Source organism: Acidovorax sp. FW305-C-20-28 (assembly GCF_058783375.1).
Window position 1 is genome coordinate 69,422 of sequence record NZ_JBYSYM010000006.1, and the last position, 21,225, is coordinate 90,646.

The window sequence follows — 21,225 nt, forward strand, 5'->3', positions numbered from 1 at the left end:
CGCCACCGGGGGCGGACGCGGGTCCGCACCGGTTGGCGATGGCCGGGGGGAAAGGGGGCTTAGCCCGAGAGCTCGGTGCGTTCGGTGCGCACCAGCACTGCGCCCTTGGACAGCGGGCTCACGTTGCGCCGGTACTGCTGCAGCCAGCCGGTGTCGAACGCCGGCGCAGGCGCCTGCCAGTCGGCGCGGCGTGCCTGCAGCTCGGCGTCGCTGAGTGCGATATCAAGGCGCCGCGCATCGAGGTCGATGGTGATCACGTCGCCATCGCGCACAAGGCCGAGCGGCCCGCCCAGCGCCGCCTCGGGCGAGACCTCGGCAACGACCAGGCCCTTGCAGACCAGGCCCGAGAGGTGGCCGTCGGTCAGGATCGCGACCTGGTCGCCCAGGCCCGCACCGTCGACCGCAAACACCACGCGCGATGCGCCGCCGCCCATGGCCGGGCCGCCGCAGGCGCCGGCACCGCGCATCACCACGACCTGGCCGGGCAAGATGTCACCGTTCTTGAGCGCCGCAATGGCCGCGTCCGAGGTCCAGAAGCACACCGCCGGGCCGGAGAAGCGGCGCACCTTGCGCTCCACGATGCCGGTCTTGATGAGCCCCGACTCGGGCGCGAGATTGCCGCGCAGCAGCACGATGGCCGGCAGCGGCGCCACGGGGTTGCCGATGGGACGGATCACCTCGGCGTCATGCACCTGCGCATCGCGCAGGTTGTCGGCCACAGTGCCGCCGGTCACGGTGAGGGCGCGGGTGTCGAGCAGGGGTGCGAGCTGCTTCATGAGCGCACGGCAGCCCCCCGCGGCCTCGAAGGCCTCGATGGAATGCTCGCCGATGGGGCGCACGCCCGCCAGCACCGGCGTGCTCGGGCCCAGGCTTTCGAACAGGCCGTACACGTCGACCCCGGTCTCGCCCTCGGTCGCCACGGCCTGCAGGTGCTTGGCCGTGTTGAGCGAGCCGCCGATGGACAGCACCGCGCGCACCGCGTTGGCGAAGGCGCCGGGGGTGAGGATGTCGCGCGGCTTGAGGTCGTCGAGCACCATCTGCACGATGCGTGCACCGGCCGCGCGCACATCGGCCATCATCTTGCTGCTGAGCGCGGCCACCGGCGCGCTGCCGGGCAGGGCCAGGCCCAGCGCTTCGCAGACGATGTGCATGGAATTGGCCGTGCCCAGGCCCGAGCACACGCCCGGCCCGCGGATGGCCTCGCGGCTCATGCCCACCAGCTCTTCCACCGGCAGGTGGCCGGTCACCGCATGCATGGCGCCGATGAACACCTCCTCGATGTCCATGTGCTTGCCGCGGTACTCGCCGCTGGGCTGGTAGCCGCAGGGCACGAGCAGGGTGGGGATGTTGAGCCGGGCCGCCGCCATGAGCTGGCCCGGCACGGTCTTGTCGCAGGACGTGAGGCAGACCATGCCGTCGAGCTGCGCACCTTCGACCGCGACCTCGATGTCGTTGGTCACCAGGTCGCGCGCGCCCAGCATGTAGGCGCCGCGTGCGCCTGCGCCGGTGATGAAGTCGCTGGGCGCGGCGGTGCGGATCTCGAAGGGCACGCCGCCCGCTGCACGGATGGCGGTCTTGATCTCGACCGCCACCTGGTCCAGGTGGCTGAAGCAGGCCGCCAGTTCCGAGGAGCTGTTGACGATGGCGATCTTGGGCTTCTCGCAGTCCTCTTCAGGGATGCCCAGGGCACGCCAGTGCGCGTTGCGCACCGACCAGAGGTAGGAGCCGCGCGGGAAATTGCTGCGCAGGGGGCGGGTCATGGGCGGTCTCCAGAGGTGGGGCGTTGCTTGGTGATCTCGATCAGGCCGCGGTCGGCGTCCACGCGCACCCAGTCGCCTGTTTCAATGCAGGCCAGCGGGTCGCGGTCGAAGTCGGTCATGGCCGGCGCGTGCGTGACCACGGCGCCCAGCGCCATCTTGGTCGTCATCTCGTTGAACAGAAAGGCCGCGGGCGCCACGTTCATGAGCCGTGTCATGTGGAACATGGCCGACCAGCCCGACGAGCCCTTGGCGCCAGGGAACACCAGCACCTTGCCGGCAAAGCTCTGGCCCCGCAATTCATGCCGCGTCTCGACGACGGTGCCGGTGCGCGGGTCGATGCCGCCCCAGCCCGAAATGCGGTCGCGCGTGACCAGGGCCTCACCTTCGGCCACGCCACCCACCACCTTGCGCCCACGGATCACCAGCGCGCGTTCGATCACGATGGTGCTGCCGCTCATGCCCGGCCCCCGTTCCAGCGGCCGGTGCAGGCCGCGTCGATGCATTCGGCCGTGCTGCCGAACCAGGCCTGCACGCCGAGGATGGCGGGCAGGTAGTGCGCCTGCTTGGCCGAGTCGAGCGCCACGGTCTTCGTGCCCCTGGGCACGGCGCGGCTCATGGCCGAGCAGCTGTCGGTCATGAGGATGCCGCCCGCGTCCTCGATGGTCTTCGTGTAGCCATTGCGGTCGGCCAGCGACTTGATGGCGCGCGGCGTGAAGATCCACAGCTCGCAATCGGGGTGCACCTTGCGGCCTTCGATGAGCTGCGCAGCCTCCCAGATCTGCTCGATGGTGTAGTGCGGGCAGCCGAGCATCACGTACTGGATCTCGGCGTCCTTGCCCGTGGCGTTGATCTTCTCGTAGGTGGCGCGGCGCTCGGCGGCGCCGTAGCGCAGCACCTGCATCGGCTTGCGGCCGCCCAGGGCCTGCTCCAGCGTCAGCGCCTCGGGCGTGACGCCGACGATGTGGTACATCTCCACCCCGCCCGAGGACGAAGCCGCCGCACCGAAGTGCTTGAGCCGCGGCAGGTTGGGCACGCGGCCGATGCCGCCCTTGCGGTGCACCACGGGCACGCGCTCCTGCACATGCTCGCCCATGAAGTAGCCGAGCAGGCCCCAGTCCTGCACCGACTCCACCTCGATGTCGAGCTCCACCACATGCGTGGCATGGCGGTTTTCGTCCAGGTGGTAGCCCCAGTAGGGGATGCGGCCCGTGAGCATGGCGGCGCCGGTGCTCTCGCGGCCTTCGGTGTTGGTGCGCGCGCCCAGTACCGAGTTGCAGTACACCACGGCCGACGACTCCATCCACGCGCAGTGCTCGCCGCGCGTCGGGATGTTGCCCACCTGGTAGGGCGTGCAGGTGTTCATGATCTGCGCGCCCAGGCAGGCCGCGTGGCGCTCGCTCTCGTGGTAGAAGTTCACGACCGCCTCGCTCACGCCCATGCGCTCGGGCTGGCCGGGGTCGAAGCCCAGCTGCAGGTGGCTGGTGAAGACCTTGAACTTGGGGATCTGCACGGTCTCCTGGCTGTCCAGGCTGAATTCGGAGAACACCGCGTCCATGCCGCCGCCCTTGGCGAGCGCGAAATCGCGCTGGAAGGGCGTGGTCGAGGTGATGCTGGCGCAGACGTTGCGCGTCTCCACCAGGCGCTCGGCGCCCAGGGCCTCGCCATAGCGCACCAGCAGGTCCATCGCCTTCTGCAGGGCCGGCCCGTCGCGGCCGTCCAGCATGGCTTGTTCTTCATCGCTCAGGTACATGGCCTGTTGTCTCCGTTTTTCTGTTCGTGGGGAAGGGGCCCCGCCGGGCCGCTAGCCCGGTGAGGGTGACGGCACATGGCCGCCGATGTCGCGCGCTATGGAGAGCGCGATGTCATGCAGGCGCGGTGCCAGTTCGCTGCGCAGGCGCTCTTCGGTGAAGACGAAGCCCGCCCCGCCGCCGTTGAGCGCCATCACCTCGCCGTCGGGCCCGATCAGGGGCACCGACACCGAATTGATCTCGCGGTGGAATTCGCCGAGCGACAGGCAGTAGCCCAGGCGCCGGGCTTCGCCGATGGCCCGGTTCATGCCGGGGGCAATGCTGTCCCACTCGGGGCCGCGCAGCAGGCGCATGGAATCGACCAATTGGTTGCGCTGCGCCTCGGGCAAGGCCGACAGGTAGGCCCGGCCCAGGGCCGAGTTGGCCAGCGGCGCGCGCGAGCCCACGTCCAGCCGCGCCGAGAGCATCGACGAGCGCGGCCGGCAGGCCTCGATCAGCACCATCTCCATGCCGTCGCGTATCGCCAGGTAGACCGATGCGCCCACCTCCTCTGCCATGGCCTGCATGCTGGGGCGCGCCGCGGCGCGCACGTCCAGGCTGCCCAGGAACACGCGCGACAGCGACACCACGCCCGGCCCGAGCATGAAGCGGTCGGCCGCCTGCGCGGGCTTGAGCATGCCCAGCGAGAGCAGCGTGGCAACGAGCCGGTTGACGGTGGGCCGCGGGATGCCGGTCATGCGCGCGATGTCGGCATGGCCGAGCACCGGGCGGTCCTCGCTGAAGCAGCGCAGCACCGAGATGCCGCGCTCCAGCGCGCTCACGGTGTCGGAGCGGTCACCGCGCGCGTCGGCCGATTCGGCGGAAGAAAAGGAGGCGTCGTTTTTGTCAGTGGACATGGAGGAACCCTTTGCAAGACTCTGCACTGTAGAGGCTGGCGAAAGAGAATCGGTCAGGTGCACGGCAAATCACTCACGCACTGGCTTCGGCCGCCACGGGCACCTGGGCGCCCTGCCCGGCACCGGGGCGCAGGTACACACCCTGCGCCAGCAGCGCGGACTGCAGCGCCCCCACATCGACAAAGCGCGGCTCGATGCCACCCTGCGAGGCCAGGGCCGCCGCCACGCCGGCCGCCTGGCCGGTGATCCAGCACTGCGGGATCTCGCGCATGAAGCCGTGCGAATTGCGGTCGCACGAGATGTGGCGCCCGCAGGCGAGCAGCCCATCGAGCTGCTGCGGCACCAGCGCGCCGTAGGGGATGGAGATGTTCGGGAACTTGGGCGACACCGCAGGCGTCACGCCAATTTCGTCGGGCAGCGCCACGCCATCGGGCCACTGGCTGCGCAGCACCGCCCCCACGCCGGTCAGGCGCCGCGCATGGCGCACGCCGATCTGCGGGGCGCTGAGCATCAGGAAGGCGTCCTCGAAGCCGGGCGCATGGGCGCGGAAGTAGTCGAGGTGCGCGGCCATGGCGCGGTGCGAGCGCACCTCCACAGCGGTGAGGTCGTCCACGTCCAGGGCCGAGTAGCCCGACTGGCGCGGCCCCATGAACAGCGCCACGTCGTTGCGCCAGGAGACGAAGGGCCGCTCGAACAGGCCGAGCTGCGCGCGCCCCCGCGCCATGAAGCCCGAGAACGCCTCGGGCTGGCCGGCCTTGAAGTCGATCCAGCGGTTCATGTCCACGCCGCCGAACAGCCAGGAGGTGTTCATACAGTGGTGCACATCGGCCTCTTCGATGTCGTTCACGAAGGCCGCGCCCGCACGGGCGAACAGGTCGCCGTCGCCCGTGGCGTCCACCACCACGTCGGCCATGATGGCCATGCGGCCTTCCTTGCTCTCGAACACCACGCCCTTGACGGCGCCGTCCTGCACGATGGGGATGGCGGCCCACGAGTGGTAGATGAGCTTGACCTTGCGCTCCAGCACGATCTCCTGGCTCAGCAGCTTCAGGCGCTCGGGGTCCACGGTGGGCGACCAGGTGACCACGCCATGGTAGGCGGCCGTGCGCTGCGACCAGTGCGCGGCCTTGTCCGCATCCTGCGAGCCCCAGTCCTCGCGCAGCGGGCCGGCAATGGCGTCGGCCGGCAGGCGGTCGAACAGCTCCTCGGCGAAGCCGCGGATCACGAGCTGGCCTTCCCAGTCGGTCATGCGGTCGATCCAGATCACCAGGCCACCGGTGGACAGGCCGCCCAGGTGGTTGTAGCGCTCGAGCAGCGCCACATCGGCACCAGCGCGTGCGGCCGCCGCCGCTGCGGCGGTACCCGAAGGGCCGCCGCCGACCACCAGCACGCCGCAGCGGTGGTAGACCGGGATGTTCTTGCCGGGCTCGGCCCAGCTGCCGTGGTCAGGGCGCTTGGTGCGGCTGTCGCGGTCGAAGATGTCAGAGCTCAGGATGCGCTCGTCGGTGCGGACGACTGTTTTCATGGAATAGCTGCCTTGGTGGTCTATTTCGTTGAATTATGATTTCATCTTCCATTTTGTCAAAACAAAAAGGCCGAAATTCAGGGTATTCCCGGACATATATGGACTTTTTGTGATTTCAAAGATCAAAATATAAACAACAACCAAGGAGACATCGATGAAGCAACTTCACGGCACCCGCCGTGCCTTCGGCCTGGCCGTCGGCGCCGCGGCCCTTCTGGGCATCGCGCCGCAGGCCATGGCACAGGACTTTCCGGCACGCGGCAAGCCGATCCGCATCGTCGTGGGCTTCACGGCCGGGGGCGGCACCGATGCGCAGGCGCGCATCGTGGCGCAGAAGCTCGGTGAGGTGCTGGGCACCAGCGTGATCGTGGACAACCGGCCCGGCGCCAGCACCATGCTGGCCGCCAGCGAGGTGGCGCGCGCACCTGCCGATGGCTACACCCTGATGTATGCGCCCTCGTCCACGATGGCGCAGAATCCCCACACCTTCGCCCAGGTGCCCTACGACCCGTTCAAGGACTTCACGGCCATCTCGATGGGTGGGCGCGGGCCGCTGGTGCTGTCGCTGAGCACCAGCGTGCCGGTGAACAACGTGAAGGAACTGGTTGCCTACGTGAAGGCCAACCCCGGCAAGGTCAGCTATGCATCGTTTGGCGCGGGCACCTCGTCGCACATCTATGGAGAGGCTTTCGTGAAGAAAACCGGCATTGACGCGGTGCACATCCCCTACAAGGGCGGCTCCGATGCGGCCAAGGACCTGATCGGCGGGCGCGTGCAGTACATGTTCGACTCGGCCTCGTCGGCCATCATCACGGCCGGCACTGGCAAGGTAAAGATCCTGGCCGTGGCGGCCAATGCGCGCATCCCGGCGCTGCCCGAGGTGCCGACCTTCGCCGAACAAGGCTATGCGGGCCTGGACCTGCCCAGCTGGCTGGGCTTCTACGGGCCGGCGCGCATGCCGCAGCCCGTAGTCGACAGGCTCAATGCCGCGCTGGCCCAGGTACTGGCCATGCCGCAGGTGCGCGACTTCTACCGCAACGGCGGTTACGAGGCCGGCAGCACCACGCCACAGGAGTTCGCCAGCATCACCCGCAGCACCTACGAGCAATGGGGCGCGATGGTGCAACAAGTGGGGTTGACCAAGCAATGAGCACCCTGCCCCACGACCTTGCCCGCCGCCGCCTGGCCACCGCGCTGGCGCTCGGTGCACTCGGTGCGGCCCTGCCGCCACTGGGCGCCCTGGCCGCCGAGCCCTTTCCTGCCAAAGGCCGCACCATCCGCATCGTGCTGGGCCTGGCGGCGGGCGGCGCCTCGGATGCGCAGGCGCGCTTTGTCGCCACCAAACTCGGCGAGGTGCTGCAGACCCCGGTGATCGTGGAAAACCGCCCCGGCGCGAGCTTCATCCTCGCGACCGAGGAGGTAATACGCGCCGCGCCCGACGGCTACACCATGATGTATGCGCCCTCTTCCGTGGTCGCGCAGAACCCGCAGACCCTGGCCAATGTGCGCTACGACCCGTTCAAGGACCTGACGCCGATCTCGCTGGGCGCACGCGGGCCGCTGGTGCTGACCGTGCACACGAGCGTGCCCGCGCGCTCGGTGCGCGAGCTGGTGGACTACATCCGGGCCAACCCGGGCAAGATCGGCTATGCCTCCTTCGGCACCGGCACCTCATCGCACATCTACGGCGAGGCCTTTGTGCGCCAGGCCGGGCTGGATGCGGTGCACGTGCCCTACAAGGGCGGCGCCGACGCGGCCAAGGATTTTCTTGCGGGCCGCGTGCAGTTCTACTTCGATGCGGCGCCCAACGCCATCCAGAACACTGCCACCGGCAAGGTGCGCATGCTGGCCGTGGCCGCTCCCCAACGCAGCCCCCTGCTGCCCGATGTGCCCACCATGGGCGAGCAGGGAGTGAGCGGCATCGACATGGCGAGCTGGCTCGGCTTCTACGGGCCGGCCCACATGCCGGCACCGGTGCTCGACAAACTCAACGCGGCACTGGCCCAGGTGCTGGCCATGCCGGCCACGCGCGACTTTTTCCGCCAGGGTGCCTACGAGGCCGAATCCTCGAGCCCCGCCGCACTCGCCGCGCTCACCCGCGCGACCTACGACCAATGGGGCGCAACGATCCGCAAGCTCGGGCTCACGAAGCAGTAGCAAAGCGAAGAACCTGCCCTGGTCTTTCACACCATGGCTGCGTTGCAAATCCTCGCGATGGCACCGGCTATCGCTGCGGTTTGCGCCTTGCCATGGCGCGAAATCCATCGGTTCCAGTTCTGCCACCCATTTGCGGGACAGCACACTGGCAGTGAATCACACGCGCAGTTGCAAGCCCCGCAGGGAGTGAGAGAGCGAGACCGCCCCTGTCACTCCTTCGGAAAGACGCTGAATCCAGCGCTCAGCATTTTGCAGCAGCATTTCTATCGCTTGCAGAAGGACCGACGCAGTGGCCTCCGCCCACGGTACAGGCAGATGCAGCACGGCCTGGCCCTGACCATCCAGCGCAGCCCATCCGCCCCCGAAGCCCGCCCCCATATGGTTGCCTTGCATCAGCAGCTGAAGCTCCGATGGGCCGTCGGCGCGCCGACCGCGCAGCACGCACGATAGCAGCCAGCGTCCCTGCGCCGAGGAGGGATGGATCTCCACCACCTGATTGCCGTCGAACAGCAACCGACAGCAGCCATGGGCGTCGGGCCGCAGTCCAGGGATGCCGATTGACTCCCCCAGCGCAGAAATCACAGCGGCTACAGCATCTTCGGACATGGCAAAAGTATAAGGCGAAGCGCCGAAAGGACGGCCATTCGATGCGCTCAAACTGCGCTTCCACGCTTTGCCAGTGCTCCGTGAAGGAGGTCGAGGTGGTCACCTCGTCCCGACCGGACGCCGCCATCTTCGGACGCCGGTCGCTGAGGGGCGACAGGCCATGGAACTTTCACCCTGCTGCCGTTACTTACGCGAAAAGCGCGGGGTCCCCGATGGGGCCTGCCCTGCGCCACGATACCCCCAACCGAACTGGAGTGCCCATGAGCCTGAGCTACGAAGACGTCTTGAAGGAATTCGCGCACCATGTGGGGCTGGACAGCGAAGCGCTGCTGCGCACCGAGGAGGTGCTCATCGACGGTTTCCCTATCGGCCTGCAGCTCGAAGGCAGCCCGGTCAGCGGCGACGTGCTGTTCTTCACCACCCTGGGCACGCCCACATCCGAGCACCTGGACCGCATCGCGCGCACCCTGCTGCAAGCCAACAACTTCTGGGTCGGCACCGGCGGCTGCACCATCGGCCTGCAGCAGGAAACCAACGCAGTGACGCTGTGCGGCCGCATCGCCATCGACGCGGCCCTGACCGGCGAGAGCCTGGCCGCCCTGCTCAGCGGCTTCGTCGACACCGCGGCGTTCTGGAAGGCCTTCGTCGAAGGCACGCCGGCCGATGGCGGCACCACACCGCTGATGCCCCCGCACATGGGGCTTCGCGCCTGATCCGCCCGAGGAGCACGCCATGAGCAGTCCCATCGGTCACGCACTTCCCCCGCCGAACCTCGGCGGGATCGGCCCCCTGGGTCTCCAGGGGCATGTACAAGCCCCCCAAGGCCAGGGCCAGGCGCCGCAGGGCGTCGGCCCGGCACGCATGGGCGCGGGCGCTCTGGCCGGCCGCCAGATCCAGGTCGGCGACGGCCAGCCCCGTGAGCAGTCCGTGGGCCTGGCCGACAAGGCCAAGGGCTTTTTCAAGACCGCCGGCAAGGTGCTGGCTGGCATCGTCCTGGCCCCCATCGCCCTGCCGGTGGGCCTGGCGGCGCTGGCCCTGGTGGGCACGACGCGCCTGCTGCTGCAGGTACCGCGCCTGATCAACGAAAAGCTGCTGGAGCCCGCCGCCGACAGGCGCTTCGAAAACGCCAACCCGCAGCTCATGCAGATGCGCCAGCCCCTGCCGGGCGGCATTCTGAGCAATCCAGGCGTGATGGAGAAGCTCACGGCGCATGCCCAGTCGCAGGGCACGCCCATGAGCGCGCAACAGATACAGGACATGGTCGCCACCGGCGAGCGCCTGGCCGAGGCGCTGCGCGACAGCCCGGCCGGCGGTTCGCCCGTGACGGTGCAGGTCGGCGGCCAACCGGTGCAGGTGGACAGCAGCGTGCACACCACACGGGCCCTGAGCTGGTACATGATGGCCGCCGCCGCGCAGCAGGACGTGCAGCGCGAGCAGAGCCAGGACCATGCCACCATCGGCAGCCAGAAGGTCACCGACATGTCGTCCTCGGGCTCCTTCGTCATGAAAGACCCGGGCAACAAGATCTACGGCTTCCTGGCGGCGGCCCCGACGGCGGATTCGCGCATGTCCACCCACTTCGGCGAGCGCGTGGACCACAATGAAAAGCACAAGATCGCCGGCCTGATCCCCAGCGGCAAGCCCAGCCAACGCGGCATCGAGGACTTCCGCAACATGCTTCCCGGCCAGGGCGGCACCATCCTGTTCGACAAGCTCGCCGCCAAGGATGGCACGCAGGACCTGTTCGTCAAGTTCGAGTCGGTGGGCTGCCCGCCCTACTTCCGCACCGAACCGCACCAGGGCGTGGGCCAGGGCATCGCGCGCTTCTTCTCGGCGCTGGACCGCAATATCGGCCATGCCACCAATTTCCTGGGCAGCATGTTCCAGGGCAAGTCGGACGAGATGCGCCGCCAGGAGCACATCTACAAAGGCACGCTCAAGAACGACGTGGCCAGGCCTTTTGCCCAACTGGTGGACAACGCCATTGCCGCCGGCACCATCGACGCTTCGGCCAAGGCCGTGGGCCAGTCGGTGCACAAGTTCGGCCTGCCCTTCATCGAAGAAGCCCTCAACCGCATCCAGGATGCAGCGACCGAGAAAAACGACGCGGGCACCCTGCGCGAGGTGATGGCCGTGCGCCAGCAGATCGCCGAGGCCACGGCCAAGCTGGGCGGTCAGTCGGACAAGTTCGGCATCGAACGGCGCGGCGCCGAGGTGCACATCTCCATCGACCCGCGTGACAACCAGCCCCAGGACCTGCCCGGCTCGCTCACGGGCGCGGCCGCCCAGGCCTTCAACCAGGACGTTTTGACCCCGCCCTCGGGCCACGGCCTGGTCACCGCCACACAGGACGGCATCTGCGAGCAGGCCGGCAAGGACTGGCCGCGCGCCACGGTGACCATCGGCGGCCAGACGGTCCACCAGGGCGACGCTGCCCAGTCGGCCGCCCTGCTGCACACCCTCACCGGTGGCGACGACCGCATGAAGATGCTGGTGAGCCAGTACGCCAACCAGCAGACGATGGCACCGCTGGTGGCCAGCATGATGCGCGGCGACCTGGGCATACAGGCACCCGACGGCTCTCCCGGTATGCCCGAAGGCCAGGGCGTATCAGGCTACCGGATGGAGGCCGACCCTGCCGGAGGCATCCGGCTCACCCTCGACTATTCGCGCCCCAATGTCGATAGCGTGAGCCCGCTCGACGGCTCTCCCTCCGTGCCGGTCGACCCGGCGCAAAGCCACGCGACCTTCTCCTTCAGCCTGCGCATCGCACCCGACTACAGCGTCAGCGTGGCCGATCCGCTGCGCTTCAACGTGCAGCTGCGCAGCTGAGGCCCACAGCGCAGGCAGCGCCGCAGCCTCCGGGCTGCGGCGACTGGCAACAAAAAGCCGCGCAATGCGCGGCTTCTTTTTTTTTGCGGCGGCGGTACAGCCCGGGCTCAGGCAGCCTTCTGGATCACACCTTTCATGGCGTCGGCCACTTCCTTGACCACGGTGCTCTGGATCTGCGTGAACATGGTCCACTGCTGGATCTGCTGTTGCAGCCTGAGCAGATCCGTGGTCGTTGCCGAGTCGTCCATGCCGGTGATGGTGGTCTGCAGCTCGGCTTCGCGGGTCTGGGAGACCTTGCCCAGGGTGCTGTTGAGGGTGTTGAAGTTGATACCGGCCATAGTGAACTCCTGAAGGATGGGGTGGGGTGAACAACGCGGGGTAAAACGCGGAAAAAGGCTTTCTACAGACGGCGCACTGGCATTGTGAGCGTTTCACGTGCCGCCTGACAAGCGTCCTGCAATGCCCTGAGCACCGCATAGTCGGCCGGCGGCAGGCCGGCGGCGGCGGCGCCGCGCAGCCGGGCCTCCATGGCATCCAGGGCGGCGAGTGCCTGTTCGCGCGCCTGCGCGGCATGCTCGCCCTGCAAGGCGTGCTCGAGATCACTCAGCGGCCCGGGCGACGCCTGCAGGGACCGGTCGACCCCGGGGACCAGAAGTTTCATGCTGCCACCGCCGTTCATCTCAGCACCACCAGGCGGCGCGGCCCCTCGAAAACGAGGCGGTCGGGCTCGATCTCGGCCAGGCGCCAGCCAGCACGCTGGCCACCGGGCTGCAGCTTGCTGCCATCGGCAAGCACCACGTAGGGGGCTGGACCGCCGACCACGCCACGGATGCGAAAAGGCAGCGGTGCCACGCTGGCGTGCACCAGTGGCGCGCCGGCCGCATTGGCGGCCGCCTGCGCGGTCTCGCGCACGAGCAAGGTGAACGCAATGCCCGACAGCGGTGTGCCCTCGCGTGCCAGCAGCGACTCCAGCGCGGGGCGTCGCCCAGGCGCAATGTCCAGCGCCAGCGCCATCTGCTGCGATGTGGCGTCCCAGCGGGCAGCGGCCGCCCCGAATCCTGCCAGGCGCAGCCAGTCCTGTATGGCCGGGCCCTGCTGCTCGGCCACGCGCAGCGCGTCGACCATCTCGATGCCCGCCGGCAGGCGCTCGCGCAACTGCGCCAGCACGCGGTCGCGCTCCACAGTCGTGAGCACCGGACCCAAGACCTTGACCCGGCCAGCGCCCAGCAGTTCAAAGCGCAACGATGCGCCCGTGGTGCTTCCCACTGCCATCAGGTCATCGAGCAGGTCGGACGCAGTGCGCACGGCCAGTGCTGGCGTGGGCCGGATACCGGCCAGGCCTTCGGCCAGCCGGTCGAACTGCTCGATGCCTGCCACCCATCCACTCACGCGCGCCCGGCCATCGGGCAGCACGTCGGTCTGCAGGCGCAAGGCCGGATCCACCACCGCGATGGCGCGCTGAATGTCGCGCAGCATCTGTTGCTGGCGCGCCGCATCCACAGAGGCAGCGCCTGCCGCAAGCGCTGCGGCGGACGGCGCCGCGGGTCCAGGGCCGCGCCCGGTGAGCAGGGAAGTGAACACGCCCAGCAGCAGCACGCACAGGGCGGCGCCCACCACCCAGGCGGGGTGCCAGTTGCGCGCCCGCGCCACCACCGGCGTCTGCACCAGGACCGCAGGCGCTGCTGCGTCCACGGTTGAGGGTGTGGGCGGCTCCCCTGGAGCGGGCGCCGGGGCCGCAGCGCCCTGCACCGAGGCGTCCGGCAACGGCGCCGGCCCATCGGCCATCGCCACGGGAGCCGGTACGGGGGCCATGGCCACGGCCTCATCCGAAGGCACCGCCTGCCAGGAGGCATGGGGCGCACTCACGGTGATGGCCACACCGCCCAGCCGTGCGACACCGCCCCAGGCGGTGGGCGGCACCCAGGCGTCATCCGCAGCATCGGGGCCGGTGGCGTCGTTGGCCGCGCCGGCCTGCCGCGGCTGGGCCAGCACCTTCCAATGGCCTGCGGCGGCCAGCAACCAGGCCTGCGCGCCGGGCGGCAGGGCCATGTCGCTCACGATCAGGTCGCAATCGTCACCCGCGCCGATGCGCAGGGCCGCAGCCAGCGGCACGCGGGCGCCGGCATGGCAGCCACTGAGCACGCGCAGCTCGGTGTCCTGGCCCAGGTCGTCGGGCTGCGCGCTCATTGCGAGGCTCCTGCGCGCAGCACACGCAAAGAACCGCAGCGCGGCCCATACAATGGAAAGAGCCGAAGTCCCAGGACTTCTTTCCTCCATCCCCGCCCCAAAGGATTGCGCCCATGAACCTCGAACAGGAGCGCCGCGACGATATCTTGATCCTGCGCCCGCGCGGCCGCCTCGACAGCAGCAGCTCGCCCGAACTCGAGCGCCTGATCACCGAGCAGCTCGAAGCGGGCACGCAGCGCGTGGTGTTCGACCTCTCCGCACTGGACTACATCAGTTCCGCCGGCCTGCGCGTGGTGCTGCTTGCGGGCAAGAAGCTGCGCGCCAGCAAGGGCAAGCTGGTGCTGGTCGGCCTGCGCGACATGGTGCGCGAGGTGTTCGACATGAGCGGCTTCCTGACCCTGTTTGCCGTCACCGATACGCTGGACGAAGGCTTGGCCAAGGTCTGAGCGGCCACGGCCCCGCTTGCCACCGGGGCCCAGGGTGGCCCGGGTGGTCCGGGCTGTGAAAAAAGCGTGGTGCATCACAGGTCGATACGCGCCAGCGGCTGGATGTTGATCTCCTGCGTGAGCTCCTGGTAGCTCAGCACAGGCAATTCGTACAGATCCTGCTCGATCATCTTGCGCAGGTAGCGGCGGATGTCCATGGACGTGAGCAGCACCGGCCTCTGCGCGCTCGCCCCGAGGTCGCCCACGGTCTTCTTGATGTTGTCCACCAGGCGCTTGCTCACCGTCGGATCGAGCGCCAGGTAGCTGCCCGCCGAGGTCTGGCGGATGGCGCCGCGCACCGTGTCCTCGATGTTGGGTGCAAGCAGGTAGGCCGGCAAGATGTTCTGCCCGCTCGAATACTTGTAGCTGATGTGGCGCTTGAGGGTGGAGCGCACGTACTCGGTCAGCAGCACCGAATCCTTCTCCTTCTGGCCCCATTCGATCAGTGACTCCAGGATGGCGCGCAGATTGCGCACCGAGATGTCCTCGGACACCAGGCGCTGCAGGATCTCGGCGATCTTCTGGATCGGCAGCACCCGCGTCGACTCCTTGACCAGGTCGGGGAAACGCCCTTCCATGGCGCTGAGCAGGAAGCGCGTCTCCTGGATGCCGATGAAATCGGCCGAGTACTTCTTGAGCACGAAGGCCAGGTGGTAGGTCAGCACCTGGCTCGGGTCCATGAACGGAATGCCCGCGCGGCCCAGCGTATCGCGCAGTTCGGCCGACACCCACAGCGTGGGAATGTGCGGCAGGAACTTGCGGTCGCTCTCGTAGGCGATCTGCAGCGCATCCAGGTTGGCCGTGCTTTCGCGCACCAGCAGCCAGCCCGGCCGCAGCCGCCCCTGCGACACCGGCACCTCGGACAGCAGGATGTTGTAGCTCTCGGGCGGCAGGGCGTCGTTGAAGCGCAGCTGGATGCCGGGGAACGGCACGCCCAGGTCGAAATACAGGGCCCGGCGGATCTTGAGCAATTCCTCGTTGAGCACATCGGCGTCGAAAGCCTGTTGCAGCCCCGCGGCCACGTCCATGAGCAGGGGCACGGTGGGCGCGAATTCCTCGCTGCCATCGGTGGCCTTCTTCTTGGGCTTCTCGCCCGCGGGCTGCATGGCCGGCACCTCGGTGACTTCGCCGGTCTTCTCGTCGACCACACGGCGCGTGCCGCGCATGATGACGATGCCCACGGTGCCGATGACAACCGCGAGGATCAGGAACACCGGCAGCGGCATGCCGGGAATCAGGCCCATGCCCAGGGCCACGGCGGCGGCGATCAGCAGCGCGCGCGGCTGGGCCAGCACCTGCTGGCCGATGTCCTTGCCGACGTTGGACGGGCCGTCACCCGACTGCACGCGCGTGACGATCATGCCCGCGCAGATGGCGATGAACAGCGCCGGGATCTGGGCGATCAGGCCGTCACCGATGGTCAGCACCGAATAGGTCTTCGCCGCCTCGCCGGCCGTCATGCCGCGCTGCATCACACCGATGACGATGCCACCCAGCAGGTTCACGGCCACGATGATCAGGCCGGCAATGGCATCGCCCTTGACGAACTTCATGGCGCCGTCCATGGCGCCGTAGAGCTGGCTTTCCTTCTCGACGATGGTGCGCCGGCGCTTGGCCTCCTCCATATCGATGGTGCCGGCGCGCATGTCGCCATCGATCGACATCTGCTTGCCCGGCATGGCATCGAGCGAAAAGCGCGCCGCCACTTCGGCCACGCGCTCCGCGCCCTTGGTGATGACGACGAACTGCACGATGGTCAGGATCAGGAACACCACCAGGCCGACCACGAGGTTGCCGCCCACGACGAAGTTGCCGAAGGTGAAGATGATGTGCCCGGCATCGCCCTGCAGCAGGATCAGGCGCGTGGTGGCGATGGAGATGCCCAGCCGGAACAGCGTGGTGACCAGCAGCACCGAGGGAAAGGACGAGAACGCCAGCGGCGAGGGCAGGTACATGGCCACCATCAGCAAGATGGCCGAGACGGTCATGTTGATGCCGATCAGCGTGTCCACCAGCCAGGTGGGCAGCGGCAGGATCATCATGAAGATGACGGCCACCAGGAAGAAGGCCAGCACCAGGTCGTTGCGGCTGGTGGCGACCTGGACAATGCGCTGCAGGCGGTTGGCGGTGGCGGTCTGCGACATGGAGTGGGGTTGTTCTTATGCGGAATGGCGGGTCGCAGGGGAGACGGCGCCTGGGGCCATAGCGGCCTCGGCGCCGCGCAGGGAGATGAAGGCACGCATGGCACCGGCTGCCTCGTCGGCACGGCCCAGGGCCTGCAGCGCCTGGGCACGCACGAGGTGGAAGGCGCCGTCCATGGCACCCAGCAGGGCCAGCCGGTCGAGTGTATCGAGTGCGCGGGCTGGCTTGGCCGCGCGCACCTGGGCCAGCGCCAGGGTCAGCAGGGCGCGTGGGTGGTCGGGCGCCAGCACGTCACGGGCAGCCAGCAACACGGCCGCCTTGTCGGGCCGGTTGTTCTGCAGATAGACGTAGGCCAGCAGGTCCATCAGCTCGATGTCGGCGCCCAGGGCGGGCGCGGCGGCGGTTGTCAGGTCAGCCATCCGCCCTCAACCCTGGTACAGGGCGCTGCGGTACATCTGCAGCAGGTCGCGCAGGCCGCACTCCTCCTTGAGCAGGCGCACGGCGCGGTTGAGCACGCGCGCGCCATCGCCTGCACTGTTGTCCCCACCGGCTAGCTGCGCCTGCTCGGCGGCATCGGTCAGGCGCGCCAGCGCATCGTCCAGTGCCTGGCGAAAGCGTGCAGGCACCATCAGGTCGCGGTTTTCGAGCTGGGGGCGGATCGCCGACTCCAGCGCATCGTCGAGCGTCAGCAGGGACAGCAGGGTTTCCACCTGGGGCCGGGCACCCAGATCGGGCGGCGGGGCCTCCTCGCGCTCGGGCAGGGCCTGCAGCCCTTCCTGGCGGGCGTAGGTGATGCTGTCGATGCCCCGGTCGAAGGCCAGGTGGCCGAGAGAGACGTTGGACATGGTGTTTCCTTGCAACTAAGGGGGCAGCGCGCCGGACCGCACCGCGCCTGTGCAGTGGGTAACCGTGGTGCGCCGGAAGTTCCATGCCGCGGGCACGCCGGGGGGCAAATTCATGGTTCGAGCGTCGCCAGCCACTGGCGCAGAAAGTCCGCCGCCTGGCGGATGCGCCGCGCACCCGCCTCCTGCACGGGAAACCGCGTGGCCAGTACCAGCCAGTCGCCCGAGGTGGTGCTGCGAAGGCCGACCTGCACGGCCTGCGACGCCTCGGGCACCTTGGCCGCCTGGCGCATGGCGCGCAGCACCAGAGCGGCGATATCGTAGCGCACCGGCTCGGCGTAATGCACGACGACTGTGTCCTCGTGCTGCGCCACGCCGAGCAGGGCGCCCGTGTCGGGAAAACGCAACTGCAGCTCACCCTGGGGGCCCGGTGCCAGTTCGGGAATGCCGATGTCGTGGCCCAGTTCGGCCAATGCCTGCCGCAGATCGGCCATATCAATAATCCTCCCGGTCGATGGCGGCGTCCAGTGCATCTTGCACCGCCTGGAATACGGTCTGACGCTGGTCCGCGTCGATGAACACCTTGGGCGGCATGTCGCGCAGCAGCAGCTTCACGCCGGTCAGGAACTGGATCTGCGCTTCGACCCCGCCCGCACCGAACTTTTCGGCCAGGGCCGTGAAACGCGTGCCCGCGACCCACTTTTCGGCACTCACGCCCACCAGGTCCTGCATCAGGCCGGAGGCTGAGCCCATGGCAACACCATGCTTGGCGGCCAGCCCCTCCAGCAGCGCCCGGCTGTCGTCCAGCACGGTGGCCGCCACGCTCAGGTGGTACAGGTCCTGCACCAGGCTTTGCAGGCGCGAGGCGTCGCCCGAGGGCCGGGCCGCCGCCAGGTCGTTGCCCAGCGCCTTGATCAGGCGCGCCAGGCCCGCGGCGAAATCGCCGTCGCCAAAGCGCTCGAGCGCCAGCCGCAGGGTGCCGGACAGGCTGTTGTTGCCCAGCACCACGTCGCGGTAGGTGGCCTGGAACTGGCTGACCTCGGCGTGCCCCTGTGCACCCTCGGCCGCCGTGCCGATGGTATTGATGTCGGCCCGGATGCGCGGGCCGTGCTCCATCTCCAGGTCGTCCAGCGCTTCGCGCAGGGCGTCCAGGATCTCGGGCTCCGCCCCCTCGCGCTCGCCCTGCTGCAGCGCATATTGCAGCGCCATGAACTGCTGCGTCGGCTCGCCGAAGGCCTTCTTGGCCTGGGCGGCCGGGTCGCCTTGGCCGGACAGCATGCGCTTTGCAAGCTGCACCAGTTCCTCCGGCCCCCCCTGGGACTGCGAGGCGTCCATGTAGGCCATGATGGCCTCGGGGCTCATCATCTCCATGGCGCGCGTGGCTTCCTTCCGGCGCTCGGACGAGTGCTTGGACTCGGCCTTCTCCGAGTGGTGCAGGCTGATTTCCTCGGCCGCGTCGGTCAGCACCGAATTGGCATCGTCCACCTGCACCTGCTGGCCGCCAAACTGGCCCACGGCGCTTTGCCCGCCCTGCGCTCCACCCTGGTGCAGGGCGGTGTCGAAGGAGGGCGTGGCGGGGTTGAAAGCATCTATTCGGGACATGGCTGGATCCGGTGCGGCACGCAAGTATCTCTGGGTAACGCCACGGACGACTTGGTTCCCTGGGCTGGACACCAAAAAATTTGCGATGCCCGTGGAACCGGCCCGACAGGCCTGTTACTTACCCGGTGTCGCGGCCGACAACCGCCAGCTTCCCCTCCCAAAACCCCAAAGGAGTGCTCACATGCCAGGACAAGAAGATCAAAACAACATCGTGGCCCGCGCCCAGGCGCTGATCGACGAAGTGCAAGGCCAGCTCGCCGCCGGCGACGAGTTCTACCGCAGCCAGGGCCTCAACCCAGAGAAGGTGCGTTCGGTGCTGCGATCCCAGGGCCAGGCCACCTTCGACACGGAAGCCGAAGCCCGCAAGGCCTTCGATGCCGACATGGCCGCCGTGGAGCAGGAAGTCCGCGAAGAGCAGGCGCGCCAGTCGTTCAACGGCGCCCCCACCGGTGGCGTGAAGCGCCCTCGCACCATGATCTGAACCCAACAAGCTATCGTTTTCACCTAGGAGCACAACATGTCATCCATCAGCGGCATCGGCGGCGTCACCCCAATGAACATCCAGGGCATGGACCTGGAAACGGCCATGATGGCCGTGCAAAGCAACCGCGCCAACCTGCTGGAAACCCAGCTCAAGGACCAGATCGCCTCGGTCCAGGCCAAGAACGACCAGATCTCCAAGCTGAACCAGGCGCTCGGCCTGATGAACGCCATCGCGGCCAAGATGCCGTCGGACGCCAAGGCCGGCGACAAGATCACCAACGCCATCAGCGCCAACGACTACGCAGCCGAGAAGCAGCTCAATAGTGCACTGGACGCTGCAGGCATCCGCCCGTTCCCCATGACCGGCAACAACGGCAGCGGCGGCCGCACCGAGGCCTGGAACAACAACAGCAACAAGAACAGCACGGCAGACGTCACGAACGCCAACGGCTCGGTCACGAAGTCGTCCTGGTACCCCGGCGGCATCAATGGCAGCACGACCAAGGGCGAGCTGGACGGCGCCATCCAGCAGATGAAGTCGCAGATCGACAGCATGAGCAATTCGCAGCAGATGGACATGCTGCGCCTGCAGAGCCTCTCCAACAAGCGCAACGAGGCCTTCGACCTGATGACCAACTTCATCAAGAAGATGCAGGAAAACCGCAGCTCCATCATCGGCAACATGCGTTGATCGACATACAACCACCTGCACAGAGGAGTCTCCCATGTCAGTCAACCTCAACAATGTCCAAGGTGCCACGCCCATCAATATCCAGGGCATGGACCTCGAAAGCGCGATGATGGCCGTCCAGAGCAACCGCGCCAACCTGTTGGAAGCGCAGTTGAAGGACCAGATTTCCTCGGTGCAGGCCAAGAACGACCAGATCGCCAAGCTCAACCAGCTCCTGGGCACGCTCAACAAGGCGGCGGCCAGCATGCCCACCGATGCGAAGGCCGGCGATGCGGTCAACCTGTCCTCGGCCAACGCCGCCGACATCAAGGCGGCCGCGCAGAGCGCCGGCATCACCCTGCCTGCCGACATGCAGGGCCTCGACAAATCCTGGAACGTGAAGCTGGTGGACGGCTCCGTCATCAAGGTCGACGAAGCCGGCAAGAAGGAAGCCGACGACTACAAGAGCAAGAACTGGGCGTTCCGCTCCAGCGACTACAGCGGCAAGAAGGGCATCGTCTCCATCACCGAGAACCCGTCCACGGTGAACAAGGGCCAGCTCGATGGCTACATCCAGCAGGTCAAGTCGCAGATCGACAGCATGAGCAATTCGCAGCAGATGGACATGCTGCGCCTGCAAAGCCTCTCCAACAAGCGCAACGAGGCCTTCGACCTGATGACCAACTTCATCAAGAAGATGCAGGACGCCCGCAGCTCCATCCTCGGCAACATGCGCTGAAGACCGAGCCGAAGCGCCCGCCCCCTATATCGAGAGAGAGCACACCATGACCACCAAGACGCTTCCCACGTCGATTCCCGAGAACCTGCCCGAGCAGATCGCAGAGCTGCTGGCCCACGGCGGGACGCTCGGCTCCGTCTACAACTACGACGACACCGACTACGAAGTCCTGTACGCCCTGGGCCACAGCCTGTACGGCCAGGCCCGCTACCAGGACGCCATGCGCACCTTCGGGTTCCTCGTGACCCACAACCACATGGAAAAGCGGTTCATGAATGCATTCGCGGCCAGCCTGCAGATGCTCAAGAGCTACAAGGAAGCCATCAAGTACTACTCGATGGCCTCGCTGATGGACATGGGTGACCCCCTGCCCACCTACCACACGGCCGAATGCATGATCGCCCTGGGCTACACCACCGAGGCCAAGGAAGCGCTGCACTACGTGCTCCTGCAGAGCGACGAGCCCGAGCGCGCCGAACTCAAGTCCCGCGCCCAGACCATGCTGGATCTGCTCGGCGCCCCAGGCAAGACCGCTACGCACTGAAGGGGGT

The 21,225-nt window shown here is 67.8% G+C and carries 23 protein-coding genes; 9 read left to right on the forward strand and 14 right to left on the reverse strand.

Features of this window, described 5'->3' with window-relative positions; all coding sequences use genetic code 11:
• Positions 1 to 59: 59 nt before the first annotated feature.
• The 5 genes from ilvD to AC3WOH_RS09265 all read right to left on the reverse strand — a co-directional run bounded on the left by ilvD (position 60) and on the right by AC3WOH_RS09265 (position 5,929).
• Entirely contained in the window at positions 60 to 1,760 is a 1,701-nt protein-coding gene (gene ilvD / locus AC3WOH_RS09245) for a dihydroxy-acid dehydratase (protein ID WP_492229069.1), read from the reverse strand.
• Positions 1,757 to 2,218 (reverse strand): aconitase X swivel domain-containing protein, encoded by a 462-nt coding sequence (locus AC3WOH_RS09250; RefSeq protein ID WP_492229070.1) that lies wholly within the window; start codon positions 2,216 to 2,218, stop codon positions 1,757 to 1,759. The genes ilvD and AC3WOH_RS09250 overlap by 4 nt, the downstream gene beginning before the upstream one ends.
• Positions 2,215 to 3,510 (reverse strand): aconitase X, encoded by a 1,296-nt coding sequence (locus AC3WOH_RS09255; RefSeq protein ID WP_492229071.1) that lies wholly within the window; start codon positions 3,508 to 3,510, stop codon positions 2,215 to 2,217. Before AC3WOH_RS09255 ends, AC3WOH_RS09250 begins: the two co-directional genes overlap by 4 nt.
• Before the next feature lie 51 nt (positions 3,511 to 3,561).
• Positions 3,562 to 4,404, reverse strand: a complete 843-nt coding sequence (locus AC3WOH_RS09260) for an IclR family transcriptional regulator (RefSeq protein ID WP_492229072.1) — start codon at positions 4,402 to 4,404, stop codon at positions 3,562 to 3,564.
• A gap of 73 nt (positions 4,405 to 4,477) precedes the next feature.
• Positions 4,478 to 5,929, reverse strand: coding sequence for an FAD-dependent oxidoreductase (locus AC3WOH_RS09265; protein ID WP_492229073.1), 1,452 nt, complete (start codon positions 5,927 to 5,929; stop codon positions 4,478 to 4,480).
• A gap of 154 nt (positions 5,930 to 6,083) precedes the next feature.
• Here AC3WOH_RS09265 and AC3WOH_RS09270 point away from each other — a divergent pair, with 154 nt between their 5' ends.
• On the forward strand, positions 6,084 to 7,079 hold the full coding sequence (locus AC3WOH_RS09270) for a Bug family tripartite tricarboxylate transporter substrate binding protein (protein WP_492229074.1): 996 nt from the start codon (positions 6,084 to 6,086) through the stop codon (positions 7,077 to 7,079).
• Positions 7,076 to 8,086, forward strand: a complete 1,011-nt coding sequence (locus AC3WOH_RS09275; RefSeq protein WP_492229075.1) for a Bug family tripartite tricarboxylate transporter substrate binding protein — start codon at positions 7,076 to 7,078, stop codon at positions 8,084 to 8,086. The genes AC3WOH_RS09270 and AC3WOH_RS09275 overlap by 4 nt, the downstream gene beginning before the upstream one ends.
• A gap of 156 nt (positions 8,087 to 8,242) precedes the next feature.
• Here AC3WOH_RS09275 and AC3WOH_RS09280 read toward each other — a convergent pair whose 3' ends face one another.
• Positions 8,243 to 8,692, reverse strand: a complete 450-nt coding sequence (locus AC3WOH_RS09280) for a type III secretion system chaperone (protein WP_492229076.1) — start codon at positions 8,690 to 8,692, stop codon at positions 8,243 to 8,245.
• A 260-nt stretch (positions 8,693 to 8,952) separates the two neighbouring features.
• Between AC3WOH_RS09280 and AC3WOH_RS09285 the strand changes: the two genes are divergently transcribed.
• Together AC3WOH_RS09285 and AC3WOH_RS09290 are read left to right on the forward strand one after the other, a co-directional pair.
• Entirely contained in the window at positions 8,953 to 9,405 is a 453-nt protein-coding gene (locus tag AC3WOH_RS09285) for a type III secretion system chaperone (protein ID WP_492229077.1), read from the forward strand.
• 19 nt (positions 9,406 to 9,424) lie between these two features.
• A complete protein-coding gene (locus AC3WOH_RS09290; protein ID WP_492229078.1) occupies positions 9,425 to 11,524 on the forward strand; it encodes a hypothetical protein in 2,100 nt (699 codons plus the stop codon).
• A 107-nt stretch (positions 11,525 to 11,631) separates the two neighbouring features.
• Here AC3WOH_RS09290 and AC3WOH_RS09295 read toward each other — a convergent pair whose 3' ends face one another.
• The 3 genes from AC3WOH_RS09295 to sctD form a co-directional block, all read right to left on the reverse strand.
• Positions 11,632 to 11,862 carry an EscF/YscF/HrpA family type III secretion system needle major subunit gene (locus tag AC3WOH_RS09295; RefSeq protein ID WP_492229079.1) on the reverse strand — a complete coding sequence of 77 codons (231 nt, stop codon included), beginning with the start codon at positions 11,860 to 11,862 and terminating at the stop codon, positions 11,632 to 11,634.
• A gap of 62 nt (positions 11,863 to 11,924) precedes the next feature.
• Positions 11,925 to 12,185 (reverse strand): hypothetical protein, encoded by a 261-nt coding sequence (locus AC3WOH_RS09300; RefSeq protein ID WP_492229080.1) that lies wholly within the window; start codon positions 12,183 to 12,185, stop codon positions 11,925 to 11,927.
• A gap of 14 nt (positions 12,186 to 12,199) precedes the next feature.
• On the reverse strand, positions 12,200 to 13,711 hold the full coding sequence (gene sctD, locus AC3WOH_RS09305) for a type III secretion system inner membrane ring subunit SctD (RefSeq protein ID WP_492229081.1): 1,512 nt from the start codon (positions 13,709 to 13,711) through the stop codon (positions 12,200 to 12,202).
• 113 nt (positions 13,712 to 13,824) lie between these two features.
• Here sctD and AC3WOH_RS09310 point away from each other — a divergent pair, with 113 nt between their 5' ends.
• On the forward strand, positions 13,825 to 14,157 hold the full coding sequence (locus AC3WOH_RS09310) for an STAS domain-containing protein (protein ID WP_492229082.1): 333 nt from the start codon (positions 13,825 to 13,827) through the stop codon (positions 14,155 to 14,157).
• Between the two features lie 74 nt (positions 14,158 to 14,231).
• Here AC3WOH_RS09310 and sctV read toward each other — a convergent pair whose 3' ends face one another.
• The 5 genes from sctV to sctW form a co-directional block, all read right to left on the reverse strand.
• Positions 14,232 to 16,340 (reverse strand): type III secretion system export apparatus subunit SctV, encoded by a 2,109-nt coding sequence (gene sctV / locus AC3WOH_RS09315; protein ID WP_492229083.1) that lies wholly within the window; start codon positions 16,338 to 16,340, stop codon positions 14,232 to 14,234.
• Positions 16,341 to 16,355: 15 nt separating this feature from the next.
• The gene (sctY, locus tag AC3WOH_RS09320) at positions 16,356 to 16,757 is read right to left on the reverse strand and encodes a type III secretion apparatus assembly chaperone SctY (RefSeq protein ID WP_492229084.1); all 402 of its coding nucleotides are present in this window, start codon (positions 16,755 to 16,757) and stop codon (positions 16,356 to 16,358) included.
• Between the two features lie 6 nt (positions 16,758 to 16,763).
• Positions 16,764 to 17,183, reverse strand: coding sequence for a type III secretion apparatus assembly protein SctX (gene sctX, locus AC3WOH_RS09325; protein WP_492229085.1), 420 nt, complete (start codon positions 17,181 to 17,183; stop codon positions 16,764 to 16,766).
• A gap of 110 nt (positions 17,184 to 17,293) precedes the next feature.
• Positions 17,294 to 17,674 carry a CesT family type III secretion system chaperone gene (locus AC3WOH_RS09330; protein WP_492229086.1) on the reverse strand — a complete coding sequence of 127 codons (381 nt, stop codon included), beginning with the start codon at positions 17,672 to 17,674 and terminating at the stop codon, positions 17,294 to 17,296.
• A gap of 1 nt (position 17,675) precedes the next feature.
• Positions 17,676 to 18,782 carry a type III secretion system gatekeeper subunit SctW gene (sctW, locus tag AC3WOH_RS09335; RefSeq protein WP_492229087.1) on the reverse strand — a complete coding sequence of 369 codons (1,107 nt, stop codon included), beginning with the start codon at positions 18,780 to 18,782 and terminating at the stop codon, positions 17,676 to 17,678.
• 181 nt (positions 18,783 to 18,963) lie between these two features.
• Between sctW and AC3WOH_RS09340 the strand changes: the two genes are divergently transcribed.
• Genes AC3WOH_RS09340 through AC3WOH_RS09355 form a run of 4 tightly spaced genes read left to right on the forward strand, consistent with a single transcriptional unit; the run spans position 18,964 to position 21,218 of the window.
• Positions 18,964 to 19,263, forward strand: coding sequence for a hypothetical protein (locus tag AC3WOH_RS09340; RefSeq protein ID WP_492229088.1), 300 nt, complete (start codon positions 18,964 to 18,966; stop codon positions 19,261 to 19,263).
• A gap of 36 nt (positions 19,264 to 19,299) precedes the next feature.
• On the forward strand, positions 19,300 to 19,956 hold the full coding sequence (locus AC3WOH_RS09345) for a hypothetical protein (RefSeq protein ID WP_492229089.1): 657 nt from the start codon (positions 19,300 to 19,302) through the stop codon (positions 19,954 to 19,956).
• Positions 19,957 to 19,990: 34 nt separating this feature from the next.
• Entirely contained in the window at positions 19,991 to 20,674 is a 684-nt protein-coding gene (locus AC3WOH_RS09350) for a hypothetical protein (RefSeq protein ID WP_492229090.1), read from the forward strand.
• A gap of 46 nt (positions 20,675 to 20,720) precedes the next feature.
• Positions 20,721 to 21,218: a SycD/LcrH family type III secretion system chaperone gene (locus AC3WOH_RS09355; RefSeq protein ID WP_184863379.1), complete on the forward strand. Its 498-nt coding sequence runs from the start codon at positions 20,721 to 20,723 to the stop codon at positions 21,216 to 21,218.
• Positions 21,219 to 21,225 lie beyond the last annotated feature (7 nt).

What these genes read in the sequence shown, in the direction of transcription:
- ilvD (WP_492229069.1), bottom strand. Translation starts at nt 1,760, where the DNA reads ATGACCCGCCCCCTGCGCAGCAATTTCCCGCGCGGCTCCTACCTCTGG.
- AC3WOH_RS09250 (WP_492229070.1), bottom strand. Translation starts at nt 2,218, where the DNA reads ATGAGCGGCAGCACCATCGTGATCGAACGCGCGCTGGTGATCCGTGGG.
- AC3WOH_RS09255 (WP_492229071.1), bottom strand. Translation starts at nt 3,510, where the DNA reads ATGTACCTGAGCGATGAAGAACAAGCCATGCTGGACGGCCGCGACGGG.
- AC3WOH_RS09260 (WP_492229072.1), bottom strand. Translation starts at nt 4,404, where the DNA reads ATGTCCACTGACAAAAACGACGCCTCCTTTTCTTCCGCCGAATCGGCC.
- AC3WOH_RS09265 (WP_492229073.1), bottom strand. Translation starts at nt 5,929, where the DNA reads ATGAAAACAGTCGTCCGCACCGACGAGCGCATCCTGAGCTCTGACATC.
- AC3WOH_RS09270 (WP_492229074.1), top strand. Translation starts at nt 6,084, where the DNA reads ATGAAGCAACTTCACGGCACCCGCCGTGCCTTCGGCCTGGCCGTCGGC.
- AC3WOH_RS09275 (WP_492229075.1), top strand. Translation starts at nt 7,076, where the DNA reads ATGAGCACCCTGCCCCACGACCTTGCCCGCCGCCGCCTGGCCACCGCG.
- AC3WOH_RS09280 (WP_492229076.1), bottom strand. Translation starts at nt 8,692, where the DNA reads ATGTCCGAAGATGCTGTAGCCGCTGTGATTTCTGCGCTGGGGGAGTCA.
- AC3WOH_RS09285 (WP_492229077.1), top strand. Translation starts at nt 8,953, where the DNA reads ATGAGCCTGAGCTACGAAGACGTCTTGAAGGAATTCGCGCACCATGTG.
- AC3WOH_RS09290 (WP_492229078.1), top strand. Translation starts at nt 9,425, where the DNA reads ATGAGCAGTCCCATCGGTCACGCACTTCCCCCGCCGAACCTCGGCGGG.
- AC3WOH_RS09295 (WP_492229079.1), bottom strand. Translation starts at nt 11,862, where the DNA reads ATGGCCGGTATCAACTTCAACACCCTCAACAGCACCCTGGGCAAGGTC.
- AC3WOH_RS09300 (WP_492229080.1), bottom strand. Translation starts at nt 12,185, where the DNA reads ATGAAACTTCTGGTCCCCGGGGTCGACCGGTCCCTGCAGGCGTCGCCC.
- sctD (WP_492229081.1), bottom strand. Translation starts at nt 13,711, where the DNA reads ATGAGCGCGCAGCCCGACGACCTGGGCCAGGACACCGAGCTGCGCGTG.
- AC3WOH_RS09310 (WP_492229082.1), top strand. Translation starts at nt 13,825, where the DNA reads ATGAACCTCGAACAGGAGCGCCGCGACGATATCTTGATCCTGCGCCCG.
- sctV (WP_492229083.1), bottom strand. Translation starts at nt 16,340, where the DNA reads ATGTCGCAGACCGCCACCGCCAACCGCCTGCAGCGCATTGTCCAGGTC.
- sctY (WP_492229084.1), bottom strand. Translation starts at nt 16,757, where the DNA reads ATGGCTGACCTGACAACCGCCGCCGCGCCCGCCCTGGGCGCCGACATC.
- sctX (WP_492229085.1), bottom strand. Translation starts at nt 17,183, where the DNA reads ATGTCCAACGTCTCTCTCGGCCACCTGGCCTTCGACCGGGGCATCGAC.
- AC3WOH_RS09330 (WP_492229086.1), bottom strand. Translation starts at nt 17,674, where the DNA reads ATGGCCGATCTGCGGCAGGCATTGGCCGAACTGGGCCACGACATCGGC.
- sctW (WP_492229087.1), bottom strand. Translation starts at nt 18,782, where the DNA reads ATGTCCCGAATAGATGCTTTCAACCCCGCCACGCCCTCCTTCGACACC.
- AC3WOH_RS09340 (WP_492229088.1), top strand. Translation starts at nt 18,964, where the DNA reads ATGCCAGGACAAGAAGATCAAAACAACATCGTGGCCCGCGCCCAGGCG.
- AC3WOH_RS09345 (WP_492229089.1), top strand. Translation starts at nt 19,300, where the DNA reads ATGTCATCCATCAGCGGCATCGGCGGCGTCACCCCAATGAACATCCAG.
- AC3WOH_RS09350 (WP_492229090.1), top strand. Translation starts at nt 19,991, where the DNA reads ATGTCAGTCAACCTCAACAATGTCCAAGGTGCCACGCCCATCAATATC.
- AC3WOH_RS09355 (WP_184863379.1), top strand. Translation starts at nt 20,721, where the DNA reads ATGACCACCAAGACGCTTCCCACGTCGATTCCCGAGAACCTGCCCGAG.